22 protein-coding genes are annotated in these 22353 nt (G+C 73.1%); 3 read left to right on the forward strand and 19 right to left on the reverse strand.

The window, feature by feature from the left end; translation table 11 throughout:
- Nucleotides 1-24: 24 nt before the first annotated feature.
- The 3 genes from ACWCPW_RS22020 to ACWCPW_RS22030 all read right to left on the reverse strand — a co-directional run bounded on the left by ACWCPW_RS22020 (nt 25) and on the right by ACWCPW_RS22030 (nt 3943).
- Nucleotides 25-1728: a type IV secretory system conjugative DNA transfer family protein gene (locus ACWCPW_RS22020; RefSeq protein WP_449763286.1), complete on the reverse strand. Its 1704-nt coding sequence runs from the start codon at nt 1726-1728 to the stop codon at nt 25-27.
- Nucleotides 1729-2042: 314 nt separating this feature from the next.
- Nucleotides 2043-2696 (reverse strand): response regulator, encoded by a 654-nt coding sequence (locus ACWCPW_RS22025; RefSeq protein ID WP_449763287.1) that lies wholly within the window; start codon nt 2694-2696, stop codon nt 2043-2045.
- Nucleotides 2693-3943, reverse strand: a complete 1251-nt coding sequence (locus tag ACWCPW_RS22030) for a sensor histidine kinase (protein WP_449763288.1) — start codon at nt 3941-3943, stop codon at nt 2693-2695. The genes ACWCPW_RS22025 and ACWCPW_RS22030 overlap by 4 nt, the downstream gene beginning before the upstream one ends.
- A gap of 129 nt (nt 3944-4072) precedes the next feature.
- Here ACWCPW_RS22030 and ACWCPW_RS22035 point away from each other — a divergent pair, with 129 nt between their 5' ends.
- Nucleotides 4073-5050 carry an SDR family NAD(P)-dependent oxidoreductase gene (locus tag ACWCPW_RS22035; RefSeq protein ID WP_449763289.1) on the forward strand — a complete coding sequence of 326 codons (978 nt, stop codon included), beginning with the start codon at nt 4073-4075 and terminating at the stop codon, nt 5048-5050.
- Between the two features lie 118 nt (nt 5051-5168).
- Here the strand turns inward: ACWCPW_RS22035 and ACWCPW_RS22040 are convergent, their stop codons facing one another.
- The 16 genes from ACWCPW_RS22040 to ACWCPW_RS22115 form a co-directional block, all read right to left on the reverse strand.
- Nucleotides 5169-6218, reverse strand: coding sequence for an alpha/beta hydrolase (locus ACWCPW_RS22040; protein ID WP_449763290.1), 1050 nt, complete (start codon nt 6216-6218; stop codon nt 5169-5171).
- A gap of 27 nt (nt 6219-6245) precedes the next feature.
- A complete protein-coding gene (locus ACWCPW_RS22045) occupies nt 6246-6962 on the reverse strand; it encodes an ABC transporter ATP-binding protein (RefSeq protein ID WP_449763291.1) in 717 nt (238 codons plus the stop codon).
- Nucleotides 6955-7710, reverse strand: a complete 756-nt coding sequence (locus ACWCPW_RS22050; RefSeq protein ID WP_449763292.1) for an ABC transporter ATP-binding protein — start codon at nt 7708-7710, stop codon at nt 6955-6957. The genes ACWCPW_RS22045 and ACWCPW_RS22050 overlap by 8 nt, the downstream gene beginning before the upstream one ends.
- Nucleotides 7707-8765: a branched-chain amino acid ABC transporter permease gene (locus tag ACWCPW_RS22055; protein WP_449763293.1), complete on the reverse strand. Its 1059-nt coding sequence runs from the start codon at nt 8763-8765 to the stop codon at nt 7707-7709. Before ACWCPW_RS22055 ends, ACWCPW_RS22050 begins: the two co-directional genes overlap by 4 nt.
- Nucleotides 8762-9625, reverse strand: a complete 864-nt coding sequence (locus tag ACWCPW_RS22060) for a branched-chain amino acid ABC transporter permease (RefSeq protein ID WP_449763294.1) — start codon at nt 9623-9625, stop codon at nt 8762-8764. Before ACWCPW_RS22060 ends, ACWCPW_RS22055 begins: the two co-directional genes overlap by 4 nt.
- 10 nt (nt 9626-9635) lie before the next feature.
- Complete coding sequence (locus ACWCPW_RS22065; RefSeq protein ID WP_449763295.1) at nt 9636-10880, reverse strand: ABC transporter substrate-binding protein; 1245 nt, start codon at nt 10878-10880, stop codon at nt 9636-9638.
- A gap of 110 nt (nt 10881-10990) precedes the next feature.
- Nucleotides 10991-11740, reverse strand: a complete 750-nt coding sequence (locus tag ACWCPW_RS22070) for a maleate cis-trans isomerase family protein (RefSeq protein WP_449763296.1) — start codon at nt 11738-11740, stop codon at nt 10991-10993.
- 18 nt (nt 11741-11758) lie between these two features.
- Nucleotides 11759-12238: a MarR family winged helix-turn-helix transcriptional regulator gene (locus ACWCPW_RS22075; RefSeq protein WP_449763297.1), complete on the reverse strand. Its 480-nt coding sequence runs from the start codon at nt 12236-12238 to the stop codon at nt 11759-11761.
- A gap of 65 nt (nt 12239-12303) precedes the next feature.
- The gene (locus ACWCPW_RS22080; RefSeq protein ID WP_449763298.1) at nt 12304-13146 is read right to left on the reverse strand and encodes an alpha/beta fold hydrolase; all 843 of its coding nucleotides are present in this window, start codon (nt 13144-13146) and stop codon (nt 12304-12306) included.
- Nucleotides 13143-13820 carry an isochorismatase family protein gene (locus ACWCPW_RS22085; RefSeq protein ID WP_449763299.1) on the reverse strand — a complete coding sequence of 226 codons (678 nt, stop codon included), beginning with the start codon at nt 13818-13820 and terminating at the stop codon, nt 13143-13145. The genes ACWCPW_RS22080 and ACWCPW_RS22085 overlap by 4 nt, the downstream gene beginning before the upstream one ends.
- The gene (locus tag ACWCPW_RS22090) at nt 13817-14539 is read right to left on the reverse strand and encodes an SRPBCC family protein (protein WP_449763300.1); all 723 of its coding nucleotides are present in this window, start codon (nt 14537-14539) and stop codon (nt 13817-13819) included. Before ACWCPW_RS22090 ends, ACWCPW_RS22085 begins: the two co-directional genes overlap by 4 nt.
- Nucleotides 14539-15045, reverse strand: a complete 507-nt coding sequence (locus ACWCPW_RS22095) for a (2Fe-2S)-binding protein (RefSeq protein WP_449763301.1) — start codon at nt 15043-15045, stop codon at nt 14539-14541. The genes ACWCPW_RS22090 and ACWCPW_RS22095 overlap by 1 nt, the downstream gene beginning before the upstream one ends.
- Nucleotides 15042-17477 carry a xanthine dehydrogenase family protein molybdopterin-binding subunit gene (locus tag ACWCPW_RS22100; protein WP_449763302.1) on the reverse strand — a complete coding sequence of 812 codons (2436 nt, stop codon included), beginning with the start codon at nt 17475-17477 and terminating at the stop codon, nt 15042-15044. The genes ACWCPW_RS22095 and ACWCPW_RS22100 overlap by 4 nt, the downstream gene beginning before the upstream one ends.
- Entirely contained in the window at nt 17474-18346 is an 873-nt protein-coding gene (locus tag ACWCPW_RS22105; RefSeq protein WP_449763303.1) for an FAD binding domain-containing protein, read from the reverse strand. Before ACWCPW_RS22105 ends, ACWCPW_RS22100 begins: the two co-directional genes overlap by 4 nt.
- A gap of 40 nt (nt 18347-18386) precedes the next feature.
- Nucleotides 18387-19670 (reverse strand): FAD-dependent monooxygenase, encoded by a 1284-nt coding sequence (locus tag ACWCPW_RS22110; protein WP_449763304.1) that lies wholly within the window; start codon nt 19668-19670, stop codon nt 18387-18389.
- A 51-nt stretch (nt 19671-19721) separates the two neighbouring features.
- Nucleotides 19722-20750 (reverse strand): hypothetical protein, encoded by a 1029-nt coding sequence (locus ACWCPW_RS22115; RefSeq protein ID WP_449763305.1) that lies wholly within the window; start codon nt 20748-20750, stop codon nt 19722-19724.
- Between the two features lie 702 nt (nt 20751-21452).
- On the opposite strand from ACWCPW_RS22115, the gene ACWCPW_RS22120 reads away from it, so the two are divergent.
- Both ACWCPW_RS22120 and ACWCPW_RS22125 read left to right on the forward strand, forming a co-directional pair.
- Nucleotides 21453-21587: a hypothetical protein gene (locus ACWCPW_RS22120; RefSeq protein ID WP_449763306.1), complete on the forward strand. Its 135-nt coding sequence runs from the start codon at nt 21453-21455 to the stop codon at nt 21585-21587.
- A 75-nt stretch (nt 21588-21662) separates the two neighbouring features.
- A complete protein-coding gene (locus ACWCPW_RS22125) occupies nt 21663-22334 on the forward strand; it encodes a FadR/GntR family transcriptional regulator (RefSeq protein ID WP_449763307.1) in 672 nt (223 codons plus the stop codon).
- Nucleotides 22335-22353 lie beyond the last annotated feature (19 nt).

A 22353-nucleotide genomic window follows, 5' to 3' on the forward strand; every position in this document is an offset into this window, starting at 1 on the left:
ACCGGTGTTCGCGCCGCGGCGCCGTCACGGGCCGTGCAGGGCGATCGAGGCTCGGATCGCGTCGGCGTGCGGACCCTCCCACCACGGTATGGAGCGCACCAGCAGCGGTCTACCGCCGCTGATCTGCACCAGCATGCGATCACGCGGCAGCGCGGCCAGGTCCGCCACGTCGAGCACGACCTCGGGCCGGGTGGCCCTGGTCACCGTCGAGCCCCACCCGGCCGAGGAGGCGTGCGTGACGGCGGTGGTACGCGCCTCGAATCGGCCCGAGAACACCGATTGGGCCCGGAGCATCGCGCTCTCCGAGCCGCCCGCCCCGTAGACCCGCACCGAGCACGAGTTCCAGATCTTCGCCATGCCGGCCTCGCCCCACACGTGGACGCCCTGTGCCCAGGACTGGAGCATCATCATCACCACCACGCCCCGGGACCCGTAGTGGGAGAGCCGATCGGGCAGGATCGGCAGCGGCGCGGTGTTGGCGGCCTCGTCCATCACCACCAGGAAGGGGACGGGCAGTCGGCCGCCCGAGCACGCCGCCGCACGATATTCGGCGGCGACCAGCATGGCCCCGGTCAGCAGCGTGGCGGCGGGATTCGAACGGGCGTCGTCCACGCCGGAAAGAATGTAGAGCGTGTCGGTGCCGACGGCGAACTCCACGAAATCGAACTCCTCACGCCCCTCGCCCGGAGTGATCCAAGGCAGCACCTCGGGAGCCGCCAGCCAGGACACGAGTTGCACGGCCGCTCCGTAGACGCCCGCCCGCTGGTCCGCGGGGAGACCGCGGCTCGTCGCACACGCCTCGGCGGCCAGGAAGCTGCTCGCGCCGCGCAGGATGGTCTCCGGCTCGTCGTCGTCGGGGCGCAGCAACCAACGTCGCACCACCGTGATCGGTTGCTTGTCCAAGCTGGCGGCGAGCAGGAACATCGCCAGCAGGTTCTGTGCCGCCGGCTGGAAGTACCCGTCCGAGCGCATCTGTAGGTCGCGCTGGGTGAACGCGATCAGACCCGCGACGCCCACCGCGTCCTTCAGGTTGCCGGCCACCATGCCCAGTGGATCCCAGAACCAGGTGGGAGGTTCGTGTGCGACGTCGTGTGGATCGAAGACCCACACCCGACCGTTTCGTCGACGCACCTCGCGGGTGGCGTCGACCACGTCCCGCTTGCACGAGGTGACCACCAGCGCTCCCGGGGCGGAGACGATGTTGGGGATGACCCGGCAGGTGGTCTTGCCGGTGCGCGGGCCGCAGATGTCCACCTGGACCTCCTCCCACGAGCCCCACACGTCGCGCCCGTCGCGCACGCTGCGGCCGACGTACACCCCGGGCGTCGACACGGGGTACGCGATCCGCGCCGCCGAGGCGCGCACGCTTACGGTGGAGACCCGCCGGACGTCGGCACGACGTGTCAACAGCCGAGCGGTGGAGTCCACGTGCCGGCGTCGCTCGCGGTCGCGGAGGTAGGCGAGCAAGGGCACGTCGATCGCGGAGAGCAGCAGCAGGAGGCCGACCGCGAGCGCGATCACGCCCGGCGATGGGAGGCGCGAGACATCGAAGTCGCCATAGGCGCGGAGCAGTTCGGCTCCGGCCGGTTGTCGGCCGGTGAGGGTGGCCACGAGTTCGGCGGCCAGGGGCGGGAGCAGGAGCACCGCGACCAGATTGCCGATGAGAAGGAGCGCGGCCAACAACGTGCCGGTGATGTCGGGGCCGCGGCGTCGGATGGTGCCGGTCATCTGTCTTCCTTGTCCGGACGTGGCGAAGCCAGGTCCAGGGGATCCGGCCGGGGCGGGCCGGAGCGATCTCGACGACGGGCCTTCGACCCGCCGCGAACCGCTTCGCGTCGCGAGCCGCCGAACCCGGTGCGAGCGAGGCGCGTGGGTGGAAGCGTGGACGCACAGCGCAGCACGACGGTCTGGCGCAGGGCCGTGTCGACGAGGTGTTTCGCGTGAATCGGTACCTCGCCGCGCTGTCGTACCCCCTCGGCCGCGGGCAGCGAACCGGGTACCGCCGGGGGACGCCGGGCGCCACGTCCCGGTCGGCGGGGGCGTCACTTTGTGAGCAGGCCCATGCGTGCGGCCAGGACGGCCAGGCGTACGCGGTTGTTCGTGCCGGTCTTGCCCATCATGGTGGCCAAGTGCGACTTGACCGTCGTCACGCCCACGTGGAGGCGGTCGGCGATCTCGGGGTTGGAGAGACCGTGGCCCACCAGGGTGAGTACTTCCATCTCGCGCCTGGTCAGCCGCGCCCCCTCGGTCGGGGCCGTCGGGTCCGGCGTGGTCTCGGCCGCGACGGCCCGGGCGACCACGCGGCGCAGCGTCGCGGGGCTGAAGGGCGAATTCCCGGCGGCCGCGCGGCGGATCGCGTCCAGCAGTTCGTCCGGGGCGACGTCCTTGGCCAGGAAGCCACAGGCGCCGGCGGTCAGCGCGGGGTAGAGGTGATCGTCGTCGTCGAACGTGGTGAGCACCACCACCTTGGTCGTCGGCCGCTCGGCCAGGATGCGGCGGGTGGCCTCGGTGCCGTCCATCCCGGGCATGTGCAGGTCCATCAGGACGACGTCGGGACGCAGGCGCGCGGCGAGCCGGGTGGCCTCCTGGCCGTTGCCGGCCTCCGCGACCACCTCGAGGTCGTCGGCCGGCGCGCACAGCATGCGCAGGCCCGCGCGGACGAGCCGTTGATCGTCGACGATGAGGAGCCGGATCATCGGGCCGCCCCCGCTTCGACCGAGGCGGCCGGAGAGCGGCCGGCGGGACCGGCCGGCAGCGTGGCCACGAGCAACCAGCCCTCCTCGGCCGTCGGGTCGGGCCCGGCTTCGGGGCCGGCGCGCAACGTACCGCCGAGCAGGGTCATCCGCTCGCGCAGCCCGACGAGACCCAGTCCCTGCTCCGGTCGGGCGCCGTCGTCCCGGGCTCCGGCCGGCGCCTTTCCGCCGTGGTTCGCGATCTCGACCCGGGTGGCGCCCGAGAGGTCGGGCCCGACGACGACCCGGACCGTCGGATCCGCCCCGCCGTGCCGGGCGACGTTGGCCAACCCCTCCTGGACGACGCGCAGCAGGGCCAGCGCCCGCAGCGGGTCCACCTCGCGCACGCTCGGGTCCATCTCCACCCGCATCCGGGCGCCCACCGGTCGGCCGCGCTCGATGGCCTCGTGCAGGGCCGGGAGCAGATCCTCGGGTGCCATCGACCGGTTCTCGGTGGCGGCGCCCGGGCCGGAGTCGCGCAGGAGCCGTACCAGTTGGCGGAGATCGTCCATCGCCTCGGTCGCCGTTTCGTGGACGTCGTCCAGTACTTCGCGCACGGCGGCGTCGCGGGCCGGGATCACGTGCCGGGCGACGCCCACGCGCAGCACGATCGAGGCCACGTGGTGCGCCACGAGGTCGTGGATCTCTCGCGAGATCGCGGTCCGCTCGGCGGTGCGGATGGCCTGATCCGCGAGTTCGCGGCGGCGCTCCGCCTCGGCCGCGTGCTCCCGGGTCTCGTGCAACAGCCGACGGGTCGAGTGCACGTACACGCCGAGCATCAGCGGCGCTCCGACGATCACCGCCATCCGGTACAGCGAGCCCGCGACGTCGACGCTCGACCGCTCCAGGAGGATCGCCGCGTAGACGAGGGCCACCACGAGCGTGCCCACCACGACGTCGCGGTCGCGGCGTCGACACGCGGCCAACTCGAACAGGGCGACCGCGACGAGCACCTTCGCGGTGATCGGGGGCGCGTCCCCGAAGACCTCGGCGGTGACCAGGAGCAGCGATTGGGCGATCGTCACCGCGAGCGGCCTCACCCGGCCGCCCGGACTCGCCGCCAGACCCGCCAGCCCCAGACTCCAGTCGACCGCCGAGGGCTGCGACCCGGAGTGGCCGAGAGCCAGCCAGCCGATGCCGACGAGCACCAACGCGAGATGGGCACACAGGTATCGGTCGCGGACGAGAGGCGATGTCGGGAAGGAGCGCACAGCCCCACATTAGGTGGCGGCCGACGGCCCGACGTACTCCCGGGGAAGACGGTCCCACCGGCCGATCGGCCGAGGAATCACGGCCGTCCGGGGGGTGCTCGCGCCGGTCGCCCGGTCGACGGTTGGATCATGACATCGCAACCGGACCACGGCACCGCAACCTCCTCCCGGCCGAGCCGGCGCTTCCTGATCGGCGGCACCGTCGCCGGCCTGGCCGCCGCCGGCACCGCCGCGAGCGCGGCGAGCCCGGCCGCCGCCGCGACCCGGGCCGCCGCCGCGCGCACCGACGCCCGGCCGGGCGCGGCACGGCGCGGACGCTTCGCCGGCAAGGTGGTCGCGATCACCGGCGCCACCTCGGGCATCGGCCGGGCCGCCGCCCTGGCCTTCGCCGCCGAGGGAGCGCGGGTCGGCTTCTGCGGACGCCGCGTGGAACAGGGCGCCCAGGTCGAGCGGGAGATCCGCCGGGCGGGCGGGGAGGCGTTCTACCAGCGGGCGGACGTGCGCGTGGCGGAGGATGTGCGCGCCTTCGTCGACCAAGTGGCCCACCGATACGGGGGATTGGACATCGCCTTCAACAATGCGGGGATCGGGCGCACAGCGCCCCTGCACGAACTCGCGGTCGAGACCTTCGACGACGTATTGGCGACGAACGCGCGCGGAGTGTTCCTGGCGATGAAGTACGAGATCCCGCACCTGATCGCGCGCGGGGGTGGGGTCGTGATCGTCACGTCCTCCTCGGCGGTGGACGTGGCCCGCCCCGCCGGTGCCGCCTACTCGGCGAGCAAGCGTGCCCTGCAGGGCCTGGTGCAGGCCGCGGCATTGGACTACGGCGCCCGGGGCATCCGGGTCAACGCGATCATGCCGGGCACCACCGACACGGCCTTCGTCCGCCCGCCGGGCATGGACGACGCCACGTGGGCGCAGGCGAAGGCGTGGCTGGGCCGACACAATGTCGACGGCCTGCACCGCCTCGCCGAACCCGCCGAGATCGCCGCCGCCGTACTGTCCCTGGCCGCGGCGGAGTTCTCGTACATGACGGGCGCGTCGGTCAACGTCGACGGGGGCGCAACCGCGGGTCGCCCCCTGCTGATGCCACCGACTCCCTGACCCGGCTGATCAGGATGCCGCGGCCGAGGATCCGGTCGCGGCTCTGCGACGCGGTTCTGCGACGCGGCGGCCGGCCGGGGCCCGGGGGCACCGGCCGGCGCTTCGGGATCTGTCCGGATCAGCGGCGGCGGGCGCCGACCGCGGACATGAGCATCGGGAACGCCTCGACCAGGCCGCGCCGGAAGTACGCGGACGTGTGCGTCCCGGCCCCGGTGGACTCCGTCAGGTCCAGACGCAGCCGCCGGGCCCGGTCCGCGAACATCCGCGACATGGTGCCGCACAGCCGCTCGATGTCGTCGACCGCCGCCCCCGCCGGGTCGAGCGGCCCCGGCTGCCCGGTGCCCCACGACGCGAACAGGCGTACGCCGCGCAGCAGCCGGGCCAGGTCGTACGGGTTGAACGCGGCCCACAGGTGGCGCTGCGCCACCGGGTCGCCCCACAGTGCCGTCGGATCGGCGCCCGTGAAGCCGACGAACTCGGTGATCACGTCGGGGCCGGACAGGTCGCCCTCGACCATCGCGGTGTGCAGCACACCGCTGAACGACGCCGCGGCCCGGAACATCCCCGGGTTGCGTGCCGCGTACGCGAACGCGCCCTGTCCGCCCATCGACAGTCCGGCGGCCGCGCGCGAACGGCCCGCCCGATAGTCGCGTTCGAGCAGTGCCCGCAGCTCACTCAGGTGGAAGGTCTCCCACGCGGGCGTGCCCCAGGCGCCGTGGTTCCACCAGTTCGAGTAGTAGCCGGTGGCGCCGCCCTCGGGCATGACGACCAGGACGTCGGTGTCCCCGACGATGTCCCGGACGCCGTACTTCGTCCAACTCGTGTGGTTCCCGAACGCGCCGTGCAGCAGGTACAGGACCGGCCACGTGCGGCGTGCCGCCGGGGACCACCCCGGCGGCAGCAGCAGGCGCACCCCGGCGGTGCGGCCGAGCGCCGGGGAGTCCACGGTCAGGTCGAGAGTGCGCTCGTCCGGGCGCCGCTCGCCGACCACCCGGGCGGGTCGCCCGGGCAGTGCGCCGGGAACCGACCGGGGGATCGACCCCGGGGCGCCCGTGCGGGAGGCGGCGAACGCCGGCGTCGGCACCAGTGCCAGTGCCAGGGCCGAGACGGCGGTTGCCGAGACGACGGTTGTTGTCGAGGCGATGAAGCCTCTGCGAGAGACGGACATCAATGACCTTTCCTTGCCCGCGTCATGTCATGTCCCGGCCGTTCCGCCCACCGCCAACAGCTCGCGCAACGCGGCTGTGTCGGTGCGCAGTTCCCGGGGTTTGTCGGTGCTGTGCACGACGCGGCCGCGGCCGAGCACCACCGCCCGGTCGACCCGCCGCAGCGCGAAGTCGACCTTCTGCTCGACGAGCACCGCCGACGTGCCGCGGCGGCGCAACTCGTCGACCACGTCGCCGACCCGGGCGACCGTCTGCGGGTCCAGGCCCTCGGTCGGCTCGTCCAGCAGGACGAGCCGACCGTTGCCCACCAGCGCGCGGCCGAGCGCGAGCATCTGCTGCTGGCCACCCGACAGCAGCCCGGCGGACAGCCCCCAGCGCTCGCCGAGCACCGGGAACCGGTCCACGACGTCGTCGGTCGTCCAGCCGTCGGGCCCGCCGCGCCGCACCGCGACCTTGAGGTTCTCCTTGACGGTCAGTGACGGGAAGACCCGGTGGCCCTGCGGCACCAGCGCCATCCCCGAGCGCGAGACGCGCTCCGCCGACCAGCCGCCGATCTCGCGGCCGCCGAACCGCACCGAGCCGCGGCGCGGGCGCAGGAGCCCGGCGACGGTGTGCACGAGCGTGGTCTTGCCCATGCCGTTGCGGCCCAGCACACCGAGGACCTCGCCCTCGGCGACGTCGAGCGAGACGCCCTGCAGGACGTGGCTCGCGCCGTAGTAGGTGTGGACGTCGCGTAGTTCAAGCATCGGGCGCCTCCCCCAGGTACGCCTCGAGCACGCGGTTGTCGGTGGCGACCTGATCGGGGGTGCCCGCGGCGATGACCCGGCCCTGCTGGAGCACGCTGACCCGGTCGGACAGCGTGAACGCCACCTCCATGTCGTGTTCGATCATGACCACCGTGATGGTGCGGGGCAGCGCCGCGACGAGCGCGGTCAGCCGGTGCGCGTCGGCGGGTGACAGGCCCGCCGTCGGCTCGTCCAGCAGCAGCACCTTCGGCTCGCGGGACATCACGAGGGCGATCTCCAGCACGCGCTGTTGGCCGTAGGCCAGTTCGCGCACCGGACGGTCGGCGGAGGCGGCGAGGTCCCACTGTTCCAGGACCGCCGCCGCCCGCGCCGCCAGATTCCCGACCGACCCGAGCGGCCGCCAGAAGACGCGGTGTGCGCCGCCTTGTGCCGCGAGGGTCAGCTCGACGTTCTCTCGCACGCTCAACTCGGTGAGCAGGTCGGTGAGTTGAAAGGTGCGGGCGAGCCCGAGCCGGGCCCTGCGGTAGGCCGGCAGCCGGGTGACGTCCCGGCCCAGCAGCGTGACCCGGCCCTCGGTGGGGCGCAGTTGCCCGGCCAGCAGGTTGAACAGCGTGGATTTGCCCGCACCGTTCGGCCCGATGAGCGCGTGTCGCTCCCCCGCCGGGACCGCCAGGGTGACGCCGTCGTTGGCGCGAAAGGCCCCGAACCGCACGGTCAGGTCGGTGCCCGCGATCGCGTAGTCGGTCATGCCCGCACCTCCGCCGGGAGTTCGGCCGGTCCGCCGCCGGGCGCCGGCGCCGCGGCGCCCGGGTCCGGGCCGATGCCGGCGTCGGGGCCGGCGCCCGTGCGCCACGCCCTGGCGCGCCGAGCCGCCCAGCCCGCCCGGCCGAGCACACCGTCGGCGAGGAAGAGCGCGATGGCGACGTAGACGATGCCGAGCACCGTCGTCCACCGGTCGGTGTAGGTGCTGACCCACACCTCGAGGCCGGTGACCAGCGCGGCGCCCAGGAACGGGCCGAGGAAGTGCCGGGCGCCGCCGAGGATCGCGAACACCAGCACGTCGGCGCTGATCAGCCACGACATGTTGGCGGTCGAGACGGAGCCCTGGAGGTAGACCTCCAGCACCCCGGCGACCGCGGAGAACGCGCCGGACACCGTGAAGGCGATGACGCGCAGCCGCCCGGTGCGGTAGCCGGTGGCGCTCATGCGCGCCTCGCTCTCCCGCACGCCGACCACCGACATGCCCAGCGGCGAGCGCTGATACCGCCACAGCAGCACGACGCACACCGCGACGACGGCAAGGGTCAGCAGGTAGTACCCGTCGCCCTCGCGCACCGACGACGGCAGGCCGTCGCGCGCGATGTTCGGGATTCCGTTGTCGCCGCCCGTCCATTCCGTCTGGTAGAACGCCAGGCCCGCGATGGCCTGGGCGAGCGCGAGGGTGAGCAGCAGCAGGTAGATGCCGCGCACCCGCCGGCACATCAGGCCGAACACCGCGGCGACCGCGGCGCCGAGCACGATCGCGACCGGGAGGACCACCATCGGCGGCCAGTCCCAGCGGGTGACCCCGATGCCGACGGTGTAGCCGCCGATGCCGAAGAACGCCGCGTGGCCGAGCGAGGACATGCCGCCGAAGCCGAAGACCGTGTTGTACGCGGTCGCGAACAGCCCCAGCAGCAGCATGCGGGTGGCGACGAACGTGTAGAACGAGTCCGTGAAGGTGGGCAGCAGCACGAGGGCGACCGAGGCGGCCGCGAAGCCGCCCGCGACCGCGAGCCCACGACGGGTGGACAGCGCTTTCACCGGGTCACCGCCTTCCCGAACAAGCCGCGCGGGCGCACCGCGAGGAGCGCGGCGACCGACGCGTACAGGGTGAACAGCGCCCATTCCGGGAACCAGACCTTGCCGTACTGATCCACGAGCCCGACGAGGAACGCCGCGAGCAGCGCGCCGCCGATCGAGCCGAGCCCGCCGACCACCACGACGATCAGGGCGAGCAGCAGCACTTCGAAGCCGCTGTCCGGGGCGAGCGAGGTGAAGGCCCCGCCCCAGACCCCGGCGAACGCCGCGAGCCCGGTGCCGCAGCCGAAGACCAGCAGGAACACCAGCGGCACCCGGATACCGACCGCGCGGGCGATCTCCTCGTCGTCGACCGCCGCGCGCACCTTGGCGCCGGTGGGCGTGTACTTCAGCAGTGCGCCGACGATCACGGCGAGCGCCACGGCCACGCCGACGAGCACCAGCCGGAACCTGGGGAAGACCCAGTCCCCGACGGTGACCGGCCCGGCCAGCCCGGGCGGGGTGGGCGGGGCGACCGGATCGCCGCCGTAGCCGGCCAGGATCTGGTCGCCGATGATGTACGCGACGCCCAGGGTCAGGACGATCTGCGGGAGTTCGCTGCCCGCGAGGCGGTGCAGGAACGCGCGCTCGACCACCATGCCGCCGACCGCGGCGGCCGCGACTCCCGCCGACAGTGCCAACCAGTAGTCGGTGCCGCTCGTGGTCAGGTCGTACGCGAGGTATCCGCCGAGCAGGTAGAAGGCGCCGTGCGCGAGGTTGATCGTGCGCATCAGGCCGAAGGTGATGGTCAGACCGCAGGCGACCAGGAACAGCAGGGATCCGTACGCCAGTCCGTTGACCGAGTGGGTGAGCCAGGTCAGCATGACGAGCCCCTCACTTGGCCCACGAGCCCTTGAGCTTGTCGTAGCCCGGGAAGGCCAGGTACGTCGCGGGGTCGTAGCCGCCGAACTGGTCGACGTCGGGGATGGTGCCCACGATCGTGTTGACCCGTTTGCCGTCCTTCTCCTCGACCCTGCGGATGTAGACCGGGTGGACGGCCTGTCCGTAGGCGTCGAACGAGAGCGGCCCGCGCGGCGCGTCGACCTTGACCGCGGCGAGCGCGGCGCGGATCCCGGCCGGGGTGGGGGCGCCGTCCACCCGGGCGAGGGCGGCCTCCAGTGCCATGCCGGCCGCCCAGCCGTCCTCCAGGTACTGGTTGCCCCTGCCGCCGTGGGCGTCCAACAGGGCCTTGTTGGCCGGCGAGTCGATCTGCGGCGTGTAGTGCAGCGAGGAGACGACGCCCTCGGCGGTCGCGCCCTCGGTGGGCAGGATCGTCTCGTCGACGGTCGAGCCGTGCGCCACCACGGGCAGCTTGACGCCGAAGTCGCGGTAGGCCTTGAGCAGACGCACGCCGTCCTGGCCGGGCGCGACGACGTGGACGACGTCGGCGTCCTTCGTGATCCGGTTGACGTAGGGGCCCCAGTCCTGGGTGCCGAGCGGCGCGTAGATCTCCTGGACGACCCGGCAGCCGGCGTCCTCGTAGCTGCGCGCGAAGCCGCCCGCGGCCTCCCAGCCGAAGGAGTAGTCGAGTCCGAGCACGACCGCCTTCCGCTTGCCGAGTTCCTTGCAGGTGTACGGGCCCAGCGGCATCGCGTCCTGCGAACTGGTGTAGGAGAGCCGGAAGGTGTTGCCGTTCCGCTTGCGGGTCAGGCCGTCGGCGCCCGCGACGGTGATCAGCAGCGGGACGTCGGACTGCTCCAGGTACGGCGCGACCGCGTAGGCGATCGCCGAGTTGACCAGGCCGACCACGACCTGGGCCTTGTCCCGCTCGACCAGTTGCCGCGCCTTGGTGGTGCCCTGCGCGGCGTCGGTGCCCTCGTCGGCCTTGGCGACCTTGACGCCGTAGCCGGACAACACCCCGCCCCTGGACTCGAGGTACGCCTCGAAGCCCGCGTTGACGTCGGTTCCCAGCGCCGCGAACGGCCCGGTCGTGGGGTTGAGCAGACCGACGGTCACGGTGCCCTTGCCGCCGGAGGCCGCGGCGTCGTTCCGCGGGCCGCCGCCCTTGGTCGACGGGTCCTTGCCGCCGCACGCCGCGAGCACGAGCAGCGCCGACGCCGCGACCGCGGCCGTTCTCACCCCGGATCCCGTCTTTGCCATGTCAAATTGCACAGTTCGCTCCAAGTCTCGTGCGAGAACCACTGATGAATCCGGACAAACCCGGATGTTCGCCTGGTCCGGGGCGAGAACTACCGGCCGCTCAGCAGCGCGCCCGCGCCCGGGACCCGCGGGTCGAGGCCGAGCTCGGTGAGCAGGCAGTACGCGGTCGCCGTCGCGGCGGACAACACCGGCAGGCGGACCTCGTCCTCGATCGCCTGCAGCACGGGCAGGGACGGCATCTGCACGCACGCCGAGAGCACCAGCGCGTCCGCCCTCGACAGGTCCAGGCGTCCGACGTGGTCGTGCAGGCCCTTCGGGTCCAGGCGCGCGACGGCGATGTTGTCGGGCACTTCGAGGCTGACGGAGTCGACGACCTCGATGCCGGTGTCCTCGAGGTACGCCACGACGAGTTCGGTCAGCGGACGCAGGTAGGGCGTCACGACGGCGACCCGCCGCGCGCCGAGCGCGCCGATACCGGTGATCAGCGCGCCCGCGCTGGACACCACCGGCGCCGCGGCGCCCTCTTCCCGCAGTACCTCACCGATCTCGGCCTCGGCCGCGCAGTGCCGGCCGGGGCCCTGGGCCATGATCGCGACCAGGCACGCGGTGGCGACCGCGTCCGGCCGGGCGTCGGCGAGTTCGGCCGCCGCCCGGCGGGTCTGCGCGTTCATGCCGCGCAGTTCCTCGGGCGTGACGTTCTTCATGCGCATCCGGCTGCTGTGGAACACGAAGCGGTCGTCGGGCGCGACGGCCTCGCGGGCGCGCGTCATGCGCGGCAGCTCGGTCTCCATGGTCAGGTTCGAGCTGGGGACGATCAGGCCGATGTGGTGGTCGGTCACGGGCACTCCATGCGGCGGCTACAACGCCTCGTTCAGGCCCTCCCAGTGACCTGCGAGGGCGGCCAGCAACTGCATCAACTGCTCGCGCTGCTCGGCGTCGTAGGGCTCCAGGAGCCGCTGGTCGAGCGCTCGTGCGCGCGCGTTGGCCTCGTGGAGAGACCGCTCGCCCTCTTCGGTGAGGTAGAGCAACTTGCGGCGGCCGTCGTCGGCCGCGGTCTTGCGGACGATCAGGCCCCGGCCTTCCAACCGCCGGGCGACGTCCGCCATCGTGGAGGTGTCCAGGGCGACCGCGGAGGCCAGCGACCGCTGGTCCTGTCCGGGGTGCGCGTCGATGGTGGTCAGGACCGCGAACTGCGGGCCGGTGAGCACCGGGTCCACCGCGCGGAACCAGGCGGCCAGGTACGCCTGATGGAGGCGCCGTACCTGGTAGCCCGGGGCCGCGACCAGGGCGGCGGGCGGTGCGGGCGTGGACGGTGCGGACGCGGTCTGATCAGCCATGCGCCCATTTGAGCACGCCTCCCGGCCGGGCCGACGCCGACGCCCGCCTCGCGCCCCCGCCGAGGTCAGCTCGCCGGGCCGGGCAACGCGTCACACAACGCGCCGACGGCCGCGGACGGGTTGTCCCAGAACACCATGTGGCCCGCGTCCGGCACCGCCCGCAGGGTCGCCGCCGGGTTCCGCGCCGCGGCCTCGGCGGCCCCCTCGGCGGTCACCACCGGGCTGTCCGCGCCGTACACGAACACCGCCGGCCCGGGCACGCCCGGCCACCACCGGAAGAAGTCCTCGGCCTCGAACCCGCGGTGTGTCGCGGCGATCGCCTCCGTGTCGCAGCCGGCCAGCCAGCGGGCGCGCAGTTCCTGCTCGCGGCGCGGCCAGCGCGGCCACGCCGCGGCGACCTCGTCGGCGGTGGTGCCGCGCCGGGCCTGGGCGAGCTGGCCGAGGAAGGCCTCCGACGTGGTCGGATACGGCGCGCGACCGGGCCCGCTGAGCGGCGGGTCGACGACCACGGTGGCGCCGACCGCGACCTTGCCGCGAGCCGCGGTCGCGGCGGCGATACGCGCGCCCATCGAGTGCCCGACGAGGACCGGCCGGTCCAGGCCGAGCCCCGCGACGACGGCCTCGGTGTCCTCGGCGTAGTCCTCCAGCGTGTACGAGGGCCCGGAGTCGGACAGCCCCCGCCCGCGGACGTCGGCCACCAGCACCCGGTGGGTGCCGGAGATCTCGCGGGCCACGAAGTCCATGCCGACGGCGGGCATGGTGATGCCGGGGATCAGGAGCAGCGGCGGCCGGCCGCCGCCGTAGTCGAGCACGTGCAGGCGCAGGGGCCCGGACCGCACCCACCGGCTCACCGCCGGGATGTCGGCCAGGTCCGCGACCGCGGCTTGGGGCAGTGCACGGCCGGTCATGTGCGGCCTCCTGGGGATGTGGCGGCCGGAGCGAGCGAGCGCAGGTACCCGACCGTGTGGTCGAGGCCCGTCACATCGCCGTACTTGGCCTGGATGTCGAACAGCGCGGCCTCGTGCGGACCGGCCGCCCGGTCGCCGCAGCACTCGCGCGGGACCAGGACGGCGAACCCGGACTGCACGGCGTCGACGGCGGTGGCCCGGACGCAGCCGCTGGTCGTCGCGCCGCACACGATCGCGGTGTCGCGGCCGAGTCCGGTCAACAGCGCGGCGAGCGAGGTGCCGAAGAACGCGGACGCGCCCTTCTTGACGACGAAGTGGTCGCCCGCGACGCGGGGCAGCCGCGGGTCCGGTGCCACCGCCTCGGAGCCCTCGCGCAGTCCGCGCAGGCCGGGGGCCTTGCGCAGCCACGCGACACCGGTCCCGGCCGCTTCCGCCGCGGTGTAGGCGATGGCCGTGAACACCACCGGTACGTCCACGAGCCGTGCCGCGTCGATGAGTTCGGTGGTCGCCTCGACCACCGCGCTCAGGTCCGCGCCGGTGGGGTGGGCGGCCTCGGTGAAGCCGCGGGTCAGGTCGACGACAACCACCGCGGGGCGGGTGCCGACGCCGGCCGGCGCCCCGAATCCGGCGCGGTCGTAGACGTCGTCGGTCGGCGAACCGTAGAGGCCGTTCACGACCCGGCCCCCCGCGTCGCGCGCAGTCGGCGCTCGACGGTCACGAGGCGGCCGAGCAGCCAGCCCTCGAACAGGCCGAACGCGAAGGCCCCGACGAGTGGGCCGTACTTGGCCAGTACCGGGCCCGCGACGACCGCGAGGCCGTCCAGTTCGGGTCCGGCGACCGGCTGGAACGCGGCCGGGGGCGAGGTGTGCGGCCCGGCTGGTGGGGGTGCAGCGGTGCGGGCCGTGGTGGCTTGCGGCGGGGCCGACCCGTTCCGCGCGGGTGCCGTCGCCACCTCCAGCAGGCCGCCCAGGTTCCCGGCGAACTGCTGGAGGATGCGGTCCGAGACGGCGGTGATCGCGCCCTTGCCGAACTGCGCGATCTTGCCTCGGATCACCAAGTCGGTGGACAACTCCAGTCGTGCGCCGCCACCGGGGGCGTCGACGACGGCGACGGTGACCTCGGCCTCCGCGTCGCCGCTGCCGTGCGTGTCCACGCCGCGCGCCTGGACGCGCAGCCGGCGATTGGCCGCGTCGACCTCCAGGAACCGCACGGTCCCGGCGTACGCGGCGGTGACCGGGCCGACCTTGACCTTGACGCCGCCGCGCCACTCGTCGCCGTCGCGGCCCTCCAGGACCGCGCCGGGCATGCACGTGGCGACCCGTTCCACATCGTTGATCAGTGCGAACACCGCGTCGGGCGCTGCCGCGACGGGCACAGAGCCGGTGAACCGCATCACTTCTCCTTCCGGCGCCGCGCGGCGCACGCGCCGATCGCCTCGACGATCGGCTGGTAGCCCGTGCACCGGCACAGGTTGGCCGCGACGACCTCGCGGATCTCGTCCCCAGTGGGTTCGGGGCACTCGGCGAGGAAGCCCTCGGCGAGCATCAGGAAGCCGGGCGTGCAGAACCCGCACTGCAGCGCGTGGTGGTCGGTGAACGCCTCTTGCAGGTCGCTCGGTTCGCGGCCGTCGGCGAGCGACTCGACGGTCCGCAGGGGCATGTCCTCGGCCTGCGCGGCGAACATCAGGCAGGCCCGTACCGGGCTGCCGTCGGCGAGGATCGTGCAGGCGCCGCAGATGCCGTGCTCGCAGCCCACATGGGTGCCGGTCAGCCCGAGGTCGTGGCGCAGCACGTCGACGAGCGTGCGGCGCGGTTCGACGAGGACCTCGTACTGCTCGCCGTTGACGTCGAGGGTCACGAGCAGGTGTGTCTCCCGGGATACCGGGCGGGTGTTGGTCATGGGCGGGCCTCCAGGGCGCGCTGCACCGATTCGGGGGTGATCGGGGTGTCGTCCAACTCGACGCCGGTGGGCGCGAGCGCGTCGTTGACCGCGTTGAGGACCGCCGCGGGGGCACCGATGGTGCCGCCCTCGCCGGCCCCCTTCGCACCGGTCGAACTGAACGCGCACGGGGTCTCCAGGTGGTGGATGGCCACGTCCGGGATCTCCCACGCGGTGGGGACCTTGTAGTCCATGAAGCCGGTCGCCGAGGGTTCGCCGAGGGCGTCGTAGGTGACCTGCTCGAACAGGACCCCCGCGATGCCCTGGGCGATCCCCCCTCGGCACTGGCCCTCGACGACCTGCGGGTTGACCGCGACGCCGCAGTCCTCGACGCAGACGTAGCGCAGGATCTCGACGCGGCCGGTGCCCTCGTGGAGTTCGACGACGACACCGTGGGTGGCGTTGGAGAAGGTGCCGTCGTCGAAGACGTCGAAGCTCGCGGTGGCGGACAGCCCGGGCTCGATCCCGTCGGGCAGCAGGTGGGCCCTCAGGTAGGCCACGTCGGCGAGTTCGGCGTGGGAGAGCCCGCGTTCGGGTGCGTCGCGCAGCCGGACGCCGCCGGGGACCCGCTCCACGGCGCCGGGTTCGACGCCGAGCAGGTGTGCGGCGAGCGCGGCGAGCTTGTCGCCCAGTGCCGCGGCGGCGCGCTGGACGGCGCTGCCGCCGACCACGATGGACCGGCTGGCGAAGGTGCCCCAGCCGTAGGTGACGCGGTCCGTGTCGCCTTGGTGGATGCGCACCTTGCCGAGGTCGAGCCCGAGTTCGTCGGCGACGATCTGGGCCATCGTGGTCTCGTGGCTCTGCCCGTGGCTCTGGGTGCCGGTAGTCACGGTGACGGCCCCGGTGGTGTCCATGCGGACTTCGGAGATGTCGAAGCCGGGCACCACCCGCATCCTGCGGGCGGCGAAGGCGGCGGAGCCGTATCCGGTGCGTTCGCTGAAGCACGAGTAGCCGATGCCGAGCCGGCGGCCCTCGCGGGTGGCGTCCTCCTTGGCGGCGTACCAGCCCTCCTCCTGGAGGACGCGTTCGCACAGGTCGAGCGACTCCAGGTAGCTGCCGGGGTCGTAGGTGATGTTGTTGACGCCCTTGTAGGGGAACTCGGTGATCACGTTGCGCCGCCTGATCTCCACGGCGTCCAGGCCGAGTTCGCGTGCGGCTCGCTCCATGAGGCGCTCGACGACCAGGACGTACTGGGGGCGGCTGACGCCGCGGTACGGCGCGGACGGCGCCTTGTTGGTGGTCACCGCACGGCCGCGGACGCGGTAGGCGGGCACGCGGTACACGCTCGGCATCTCCGCGCAGGCCATGAGCGGCTCGATGCCCGCGGTGAACGGGTAGCACGAGTACGCGCCCATGTCGCAGACGACGTCGGCGTCGAGGCCGAGGATCGTGCCGTCCGCCGCGAACGCCGCGCGCGCGTCGTAGCGCTGCTCGCGGGCCAGGAAGGACGCGGTGAGCGCGTCCTTGCGGTCCTCGATCCACTTGACCGGCCGGCCGAGCCGCAGCGCGGCGGCCGCGGCGGCGATCTCCTCGCGGCCGACGACGCACTTCTGGCCGAAGCCGCCGCCCATGTCCGGGACCACGACGCGTACCGCGCGCTCGTCGAGCCCCAGGCAGTGTGCCGCCACCGTGCGGACCTGATGGGGTGTCTGGGTGCAGGTCCGGAGCAGGAGTTGCTCCTCCTTGTGGTCCCAGGAGGCGACCGCGCCGCGGGTCTCCAGGGGCAGCGCGTTCTGCCGGCCGGTGCTCGTCCGTACGGTGACCACGCACGGTGCGGCGGCGAAGACCTCGTCGATGCCTTCCGTGGCGAACATCGCCACGTCCACGAGCGTGTTGTGCGCGGCGTCCTCGTGGACCAGGGGTGCGCCGGGGGCGAGCGCCTGGGTGTCGGAGACGACGGGGACGAGGCTTTCGTAGACGACCTTGGCCGCCTCGACGCCGTCCTCGGCGGCATAGGGGTCGCGGGCCACGACGACGGCGATGGGCTCGCCGACGTAGCGGACCCGGTCGCGGGCCAGGATCGGCATGTCGGTGGGCACGAACTCGGACGTCGGCCGGTCCAGCAGGGCGCGGATGTCGCCGAGCCCGAGGTCGGCGGCGGTGTACGCGGCGACGACGCCGGGGACCGCGCGGACGCCGGCCAGGTCGACGTCGGTGACCACGGCGTGCGCGACGGTGCTGCGCACGAACTGGGCGTGCAGCAGGCCGGGCAGGCTGATGTCGTCGACGAAGCGGCCGCGGCCGGTGAGCAGCCGGGGGTCTTCGCGGCGGCGCACCGAGCGGCCTACCAGGCGCCCGGGGGTCGGCTCGCGGTGGCCGGTGCCGGTGTCGGTGTCGGGGTTGGTGTCGGGGTTGGTGCGGGGCGCGTCGTGCGGCGCGTGGGTGGCGGTCATCGGGCGATCGCCTCCTCGCAGGCGCGTCGGACCAGGGTGCGGATGAGCGTGCGGCGGTAGTGCGTGCTGCCGTTCGCGTCGGCGGGCGGGTGCACGGCCTCGGCCGCGCGGGCGGCGCAGGCCGCGAACAGGTCGGCGTGCGCGTGGAGCGGGGCGCCGGCCGCGAGCACGGCCTCGGCCTCGGGTACGCGGACGGGCGCGGGGGCGACGCCGCCGAGTGCGACGCGGCCGCCGCGGACCGTCCCGGCCGGGTCGGCGTCGAGGTCGACGGCCGCCGCGACGATGGCGAAGTCGCCGCGCCGCTGGGCGAATTCGGTGACCGCGGCGTGTGGTGCCGGTTGCGGGAAGGCGACTTCGACGACGATCTCGTCGGGGTCGAGCGCGGTGGTGTAGAAGCCGTGGAAGAAGTCCTGTGCGGCGATGCGGCGTTCGCGGACCGGGCCGGTCGCGGTGATCTCGGCGTCGAGAAGGACGGCGAGAAGGCACCACTCGGCGGTGCTGTCGCCGTGCGCGATGCTGCCGCCGATCGTGCCGCGGGTGCGGATGGGCAGGTGGCCGATCCAGCCCATGGCGTCGCGCAGGACCCGGAAGCCGGGGCCGAGCACGGTGTCCGGCGCGGTCTCCACGGTGCGGTGGGTGGTCAGCGCGCCGATGCGCAGCGAGCCGTCGGATCCGTGGTGCAGGTAGTCGAGTTCGCGCAGTCTGCCGATGTCGACCAGATGCCGGGGGCGGGCGAGGCGGAAGCTCATCATGGGGACCAGGCTCTGGCCGCCGGCGACGACTTTGGCGTCGTCGCCGAGTTCGGCCAGCAGGCGGGCGGCGCCCGCGACGTCGCGGGCGCGGTGGTAGGTGAAGGATGCGGGTTTCACCGGCGGGCACCTCCTTTCCTTACATCGGTACTTGCTCGATTCAGCGGGCGAACTGGTAGGCGAAGGCGCCCGGATCGGGGTCGTGCAGCGGGGTGCCGGACCACAGCCAGTCGTACGAAAGGTCCGACTCGCCGCTGAAGCCGCGGCGCAGGAGTTCGTCGCGGGCCTCCTGCTCCGGCCCGTCGGGCAGGTGGTAGAAGGCCATGTTGCGCAGCGAGGCGTCCTGCACCATGCCGGCGTGCCTGGCGCGGCGGTCGACGTAGCGGCGCAGCGCGGTCTCCACGCCCGCCCGGGTGACCCGGCCCAACTCCTCGGCCAGCACGGCCGCGTCCTCCATCGCCTGGGAAGCCCCCTGCGCCTGGTAGGGCAGCATGGCGTGGCAGGCGTCGCCCAAGAGTGCCGTGTGCCCGTCCATCCACACCGGGTCGCGGCGGCGGTGGTAGAGCGCGAAGCACGACACGTCGTCCTTGGCTTTGCCGAGCATCGCGGCGACGCGGTCGTCCCAGCCGGGGAAGGCGTCCACGAGTTCGCGCGCGGTCGAGGCGACGGTCCACCGCTCGCGGACCTCGTCGGTGCACGGTACGCAGCCGACGACGTTGAGGAACTCGCCGCCGCGGATCATGTAGTGCACCAGATGGCGGTCGGGGCCGTACCAGATGGTGCTCTGGTAGCGGTCCACGAGCCAGCGGGTGGCCGGGTCGGCGGCGATCAGATCGCCGGGGATCAGCGCGCGGAACGCCATGTCGCCGGAGAACCGCAGGGTGTCGGGGGCGCCCATGAGGTCGCGTACCGCCGAGCGGACGCCGTCTGCGCCGATGAGCACGTCGGCGGCGTACCCGGTGCCGTCCGCGGTGACCGCGACGGGTCGGGTCGGGTCGCCGCGGTCGAGCGCGGTGACGCGGCTGTCGGTGCGCAGGTCGACGACCGGGCCCGGGCCGTCCGGGTCGACGCACGCGTCCATCAGGACGCGGTGCAGGTCGGCGCGGTGGTAGTGCCAGTACGGGGCGTTGTAGGTGCGCTTGCAGAACTCGCCGAGCGGGGTGAGCCCGATGATGCTGCCGTCCTGCCAGCGCCTGCGCACCTGGTCGAGCGGCTCGGTACGGATGGCTTCCAACCGGCCGCGCAGGCCGAGCCCGAGGAGGACGCGGCTGGCGTTGGGCGCGGTCTGGATGCCCGCGCCGATCTCGCCGAGGCGCGGCGCCTGTTCCAGCACGGTGACCCGCAGGCCGCGCAGGCGCAGCGCCAATGCGGCGGTCAGCCCGCCGAGTCCGCCGCCTACGACGGTGACTTCGAGCGACTGGGTCGACGAGTGGGGGGAGGCCAAGGTTCTCCGTCTCCTTCGGAATGGTCCGGCGGTGGGCCGAACGGTCGTGCGTCAGGCGGCGAGGCGGCCGGACACCACGACGTCGGCGCCGTCCACGGACACGGTGCAGCCGCGCATGGCGATGTCGAGGTGGGCGTAGGACTCGCGGCCGAGCACCGGGTGCGGTCCGGTGGACCACAGGAAGTTCCCGGCGAACGCGCGGGCGTCCATGCCCATCAGGTCGCCCTTGCCGTACATCGCGGTCGCGAACCAGTCGGCGGTGCGCATGAGTCCCCAGCCCATGTGGGAGAGGCTGCGAGCCCATTCGTCGTCGGCGTCCTCGAAGAACGTCGCGAGCAGGTGCGCCTCGGCGCCGCCCGACACGTTCGTGATGTGGCCGCCCGCGACGGTGAGCGTGACCGGGTCGCGGACGTACTCCTTGAACGGCAGCAGGATGTCGCCCGGGGCGAGCACGATGCGGCCGTCGCTCAGCTCGGGCCAGCACAGCACCATGGTGCTCGGCCAGTGGTCCCACCGGCCCGGATCGTCGGCGAATCCGCACTGGAACTCCGGCTTCGAACCCTGGAGTCGCACCTCCAGGTCGGTGCCGGCGGCGGATCCGACGCGCATGGTGCGGGCGGACGCGAGCAGTTCGACGCCCTTGAGCACCTCGTCCTTGTCGGACTTTTTGGGCAGGTTGCGGATCAGGACGTCGGGGGCGTCGCAGACGAAGATGATGCGGGTGCCGCCGCGCAGGATCTCCTGCTGCACGGGTGCGTGGATGAAGCCTTCCCTGGTCAGGTCGACCACCAGGTCGGCGGACTTGAGCAGGTCCTGCGCCGCGCGGTCCTCGAGCACCGAGGTGAGCCCGGCGCCGGCGCCGGTGTGCGTGCTGGGCATGGGGGCGGGGCTGCCGCCGGGGACAGTGGCCGCGATGACGTGCGCGCCACAGGCTTTCGCGGCGCCGAAGGCGGCGGCGACGTAGTCGCCCCGGCTGCCGGGCTCGGCGAGCACGACGACGTGTTCGCCGGGGACGAGCTTGCACAGGCGCAGTTCACGGGTGAAGGCGTCGAGCAGGTCTGCGGAGGTCAGGTCGAACACGGTGACGCTCCAGGGGTCGGGTCGGGCACCGTCCGCTGCCCGCCTCGGGCGAGCGGGGCTCGCGGGGCGGGTGCGACGGGGATCCGTGATGGGTGGGCAGGCCGGATCGGCCCTGGGGCAGGGCTCGGCCGGGAGTTCCGGTGCGGGCGGCGGACCGTCCGACAGAGATAATCCGAACACGTACTATCTCTGTCGTGCAAGGCCTTCCCGGTGAGTTAACCGGGTTGTTTCATACGCGCCGGCCGGCAATCGGATCGCAACCATCCGGTAGCTCGGGTGTTCGAGACCGGTCATTCGCGGTCGCGTGATGACGGAATCGGCCACTCCGGTGGCCGGGCGGCGGCGATCCCGGACACGGTTCACCGAAGCCCGGCAGGCTCGTGGGGGCGGTCGTCGCGCGCCCCACACCAGGGCGGCCGGCGGGAAGTGCCCTACCGACAAGGCGCGTTCCGTCGTCCTTGGCACGAGTCGGGGGCGTGGCCGGCGGTCGATGGGGAGTGACGTCGTGTACGGGAGTCGTTCCTGGCCCGTCGCGGAAGATCGGACGGCTGAGGGCCTGCGGGTGCGCGACACCGCGTGCGACGGTGACCTTTACGTGACCTTCCTGGATCGGCCCGGCGCGGGGGCGCCGGTCTTGCCGCCGCTCGCGGTCGCGCGGACGCCACGTGCGCCCGGCTCGGCGGGGACGGTGGGGTGTGCGTCGTGGAGAACCTGTCGAGCCTGCCGCTGCCGCCCGTTCGAGCCGGTGCGCCCGAACCGGTGGTGCTGAAGATCAGCCCCGCGCCGGATCCGGTGTGGCCGGGTGCGCGGGTGCGCGGGCAGTGCTCGACGCGCTGAGACCCGGCCGCACTGTCTTCTTGATCCCGGGGCCGTCATACTGGTAGTCATCGGACCTCTGGAAGGATCATCGGCGTGGCTGTGACGGACGAAGCCATCGACAGGATCAAGGAGATGATCGTCTCCGGGGAACTCAAGCCCGGCGACAGGCTTCCCAAGGAGGCCGACCTGGCGACGAAGCTGGGGCTCTCGCGCAACTCGTTGCGCGAGGCGGTCAAGGCGTTGTCGCTGATCCAGATCCTGGACGTGCGGCAGGGCGACGGTACGTACGTGACCAGCCTGGAACCGGGGCTGCTCATGGGCGCGATCGCGTTCGTCGTGGACTTCCACCACGACAAGAGCGTGCTCGACTTCCTCCAGGTCCGCCGGATCCTGGAACCGGCCGCCACCGCGCTGGCGGCGGAACGCGTCGACGCCGCCGGGATCGCCCGGTTGCGCGCCCTGGCACGGGTCGACGATCCGAGCCCGACGCCCGAGCAACTGATCGACCAGGATCTGCGCTTCCACCAGGCGATCGCGGGCTTCAGCGGCAATCTGGTGCTGTGCTCGTTGCTGGACTCGCTGTCCAGCCCCACGATGCGCGCCCGGGTCTGGCGCGGCCTGACCCAGGGCGATTCGTGGGCGCGGACGGTGCGCGAACACCAGGCGATCGTGGACGCGTTGGAGAGCGGCGACGCGGAGGCCGCGCGCGCGTGGTCGACGGCGCACATCGCGGGTGTCGAGCAGTGGCTGCGCAAGATGGCATGACGCGCCCGCGGGCCGCGCG

It is taken from the genome of Embleya sp. NPDC001921 (assembly GCF_053594475.1).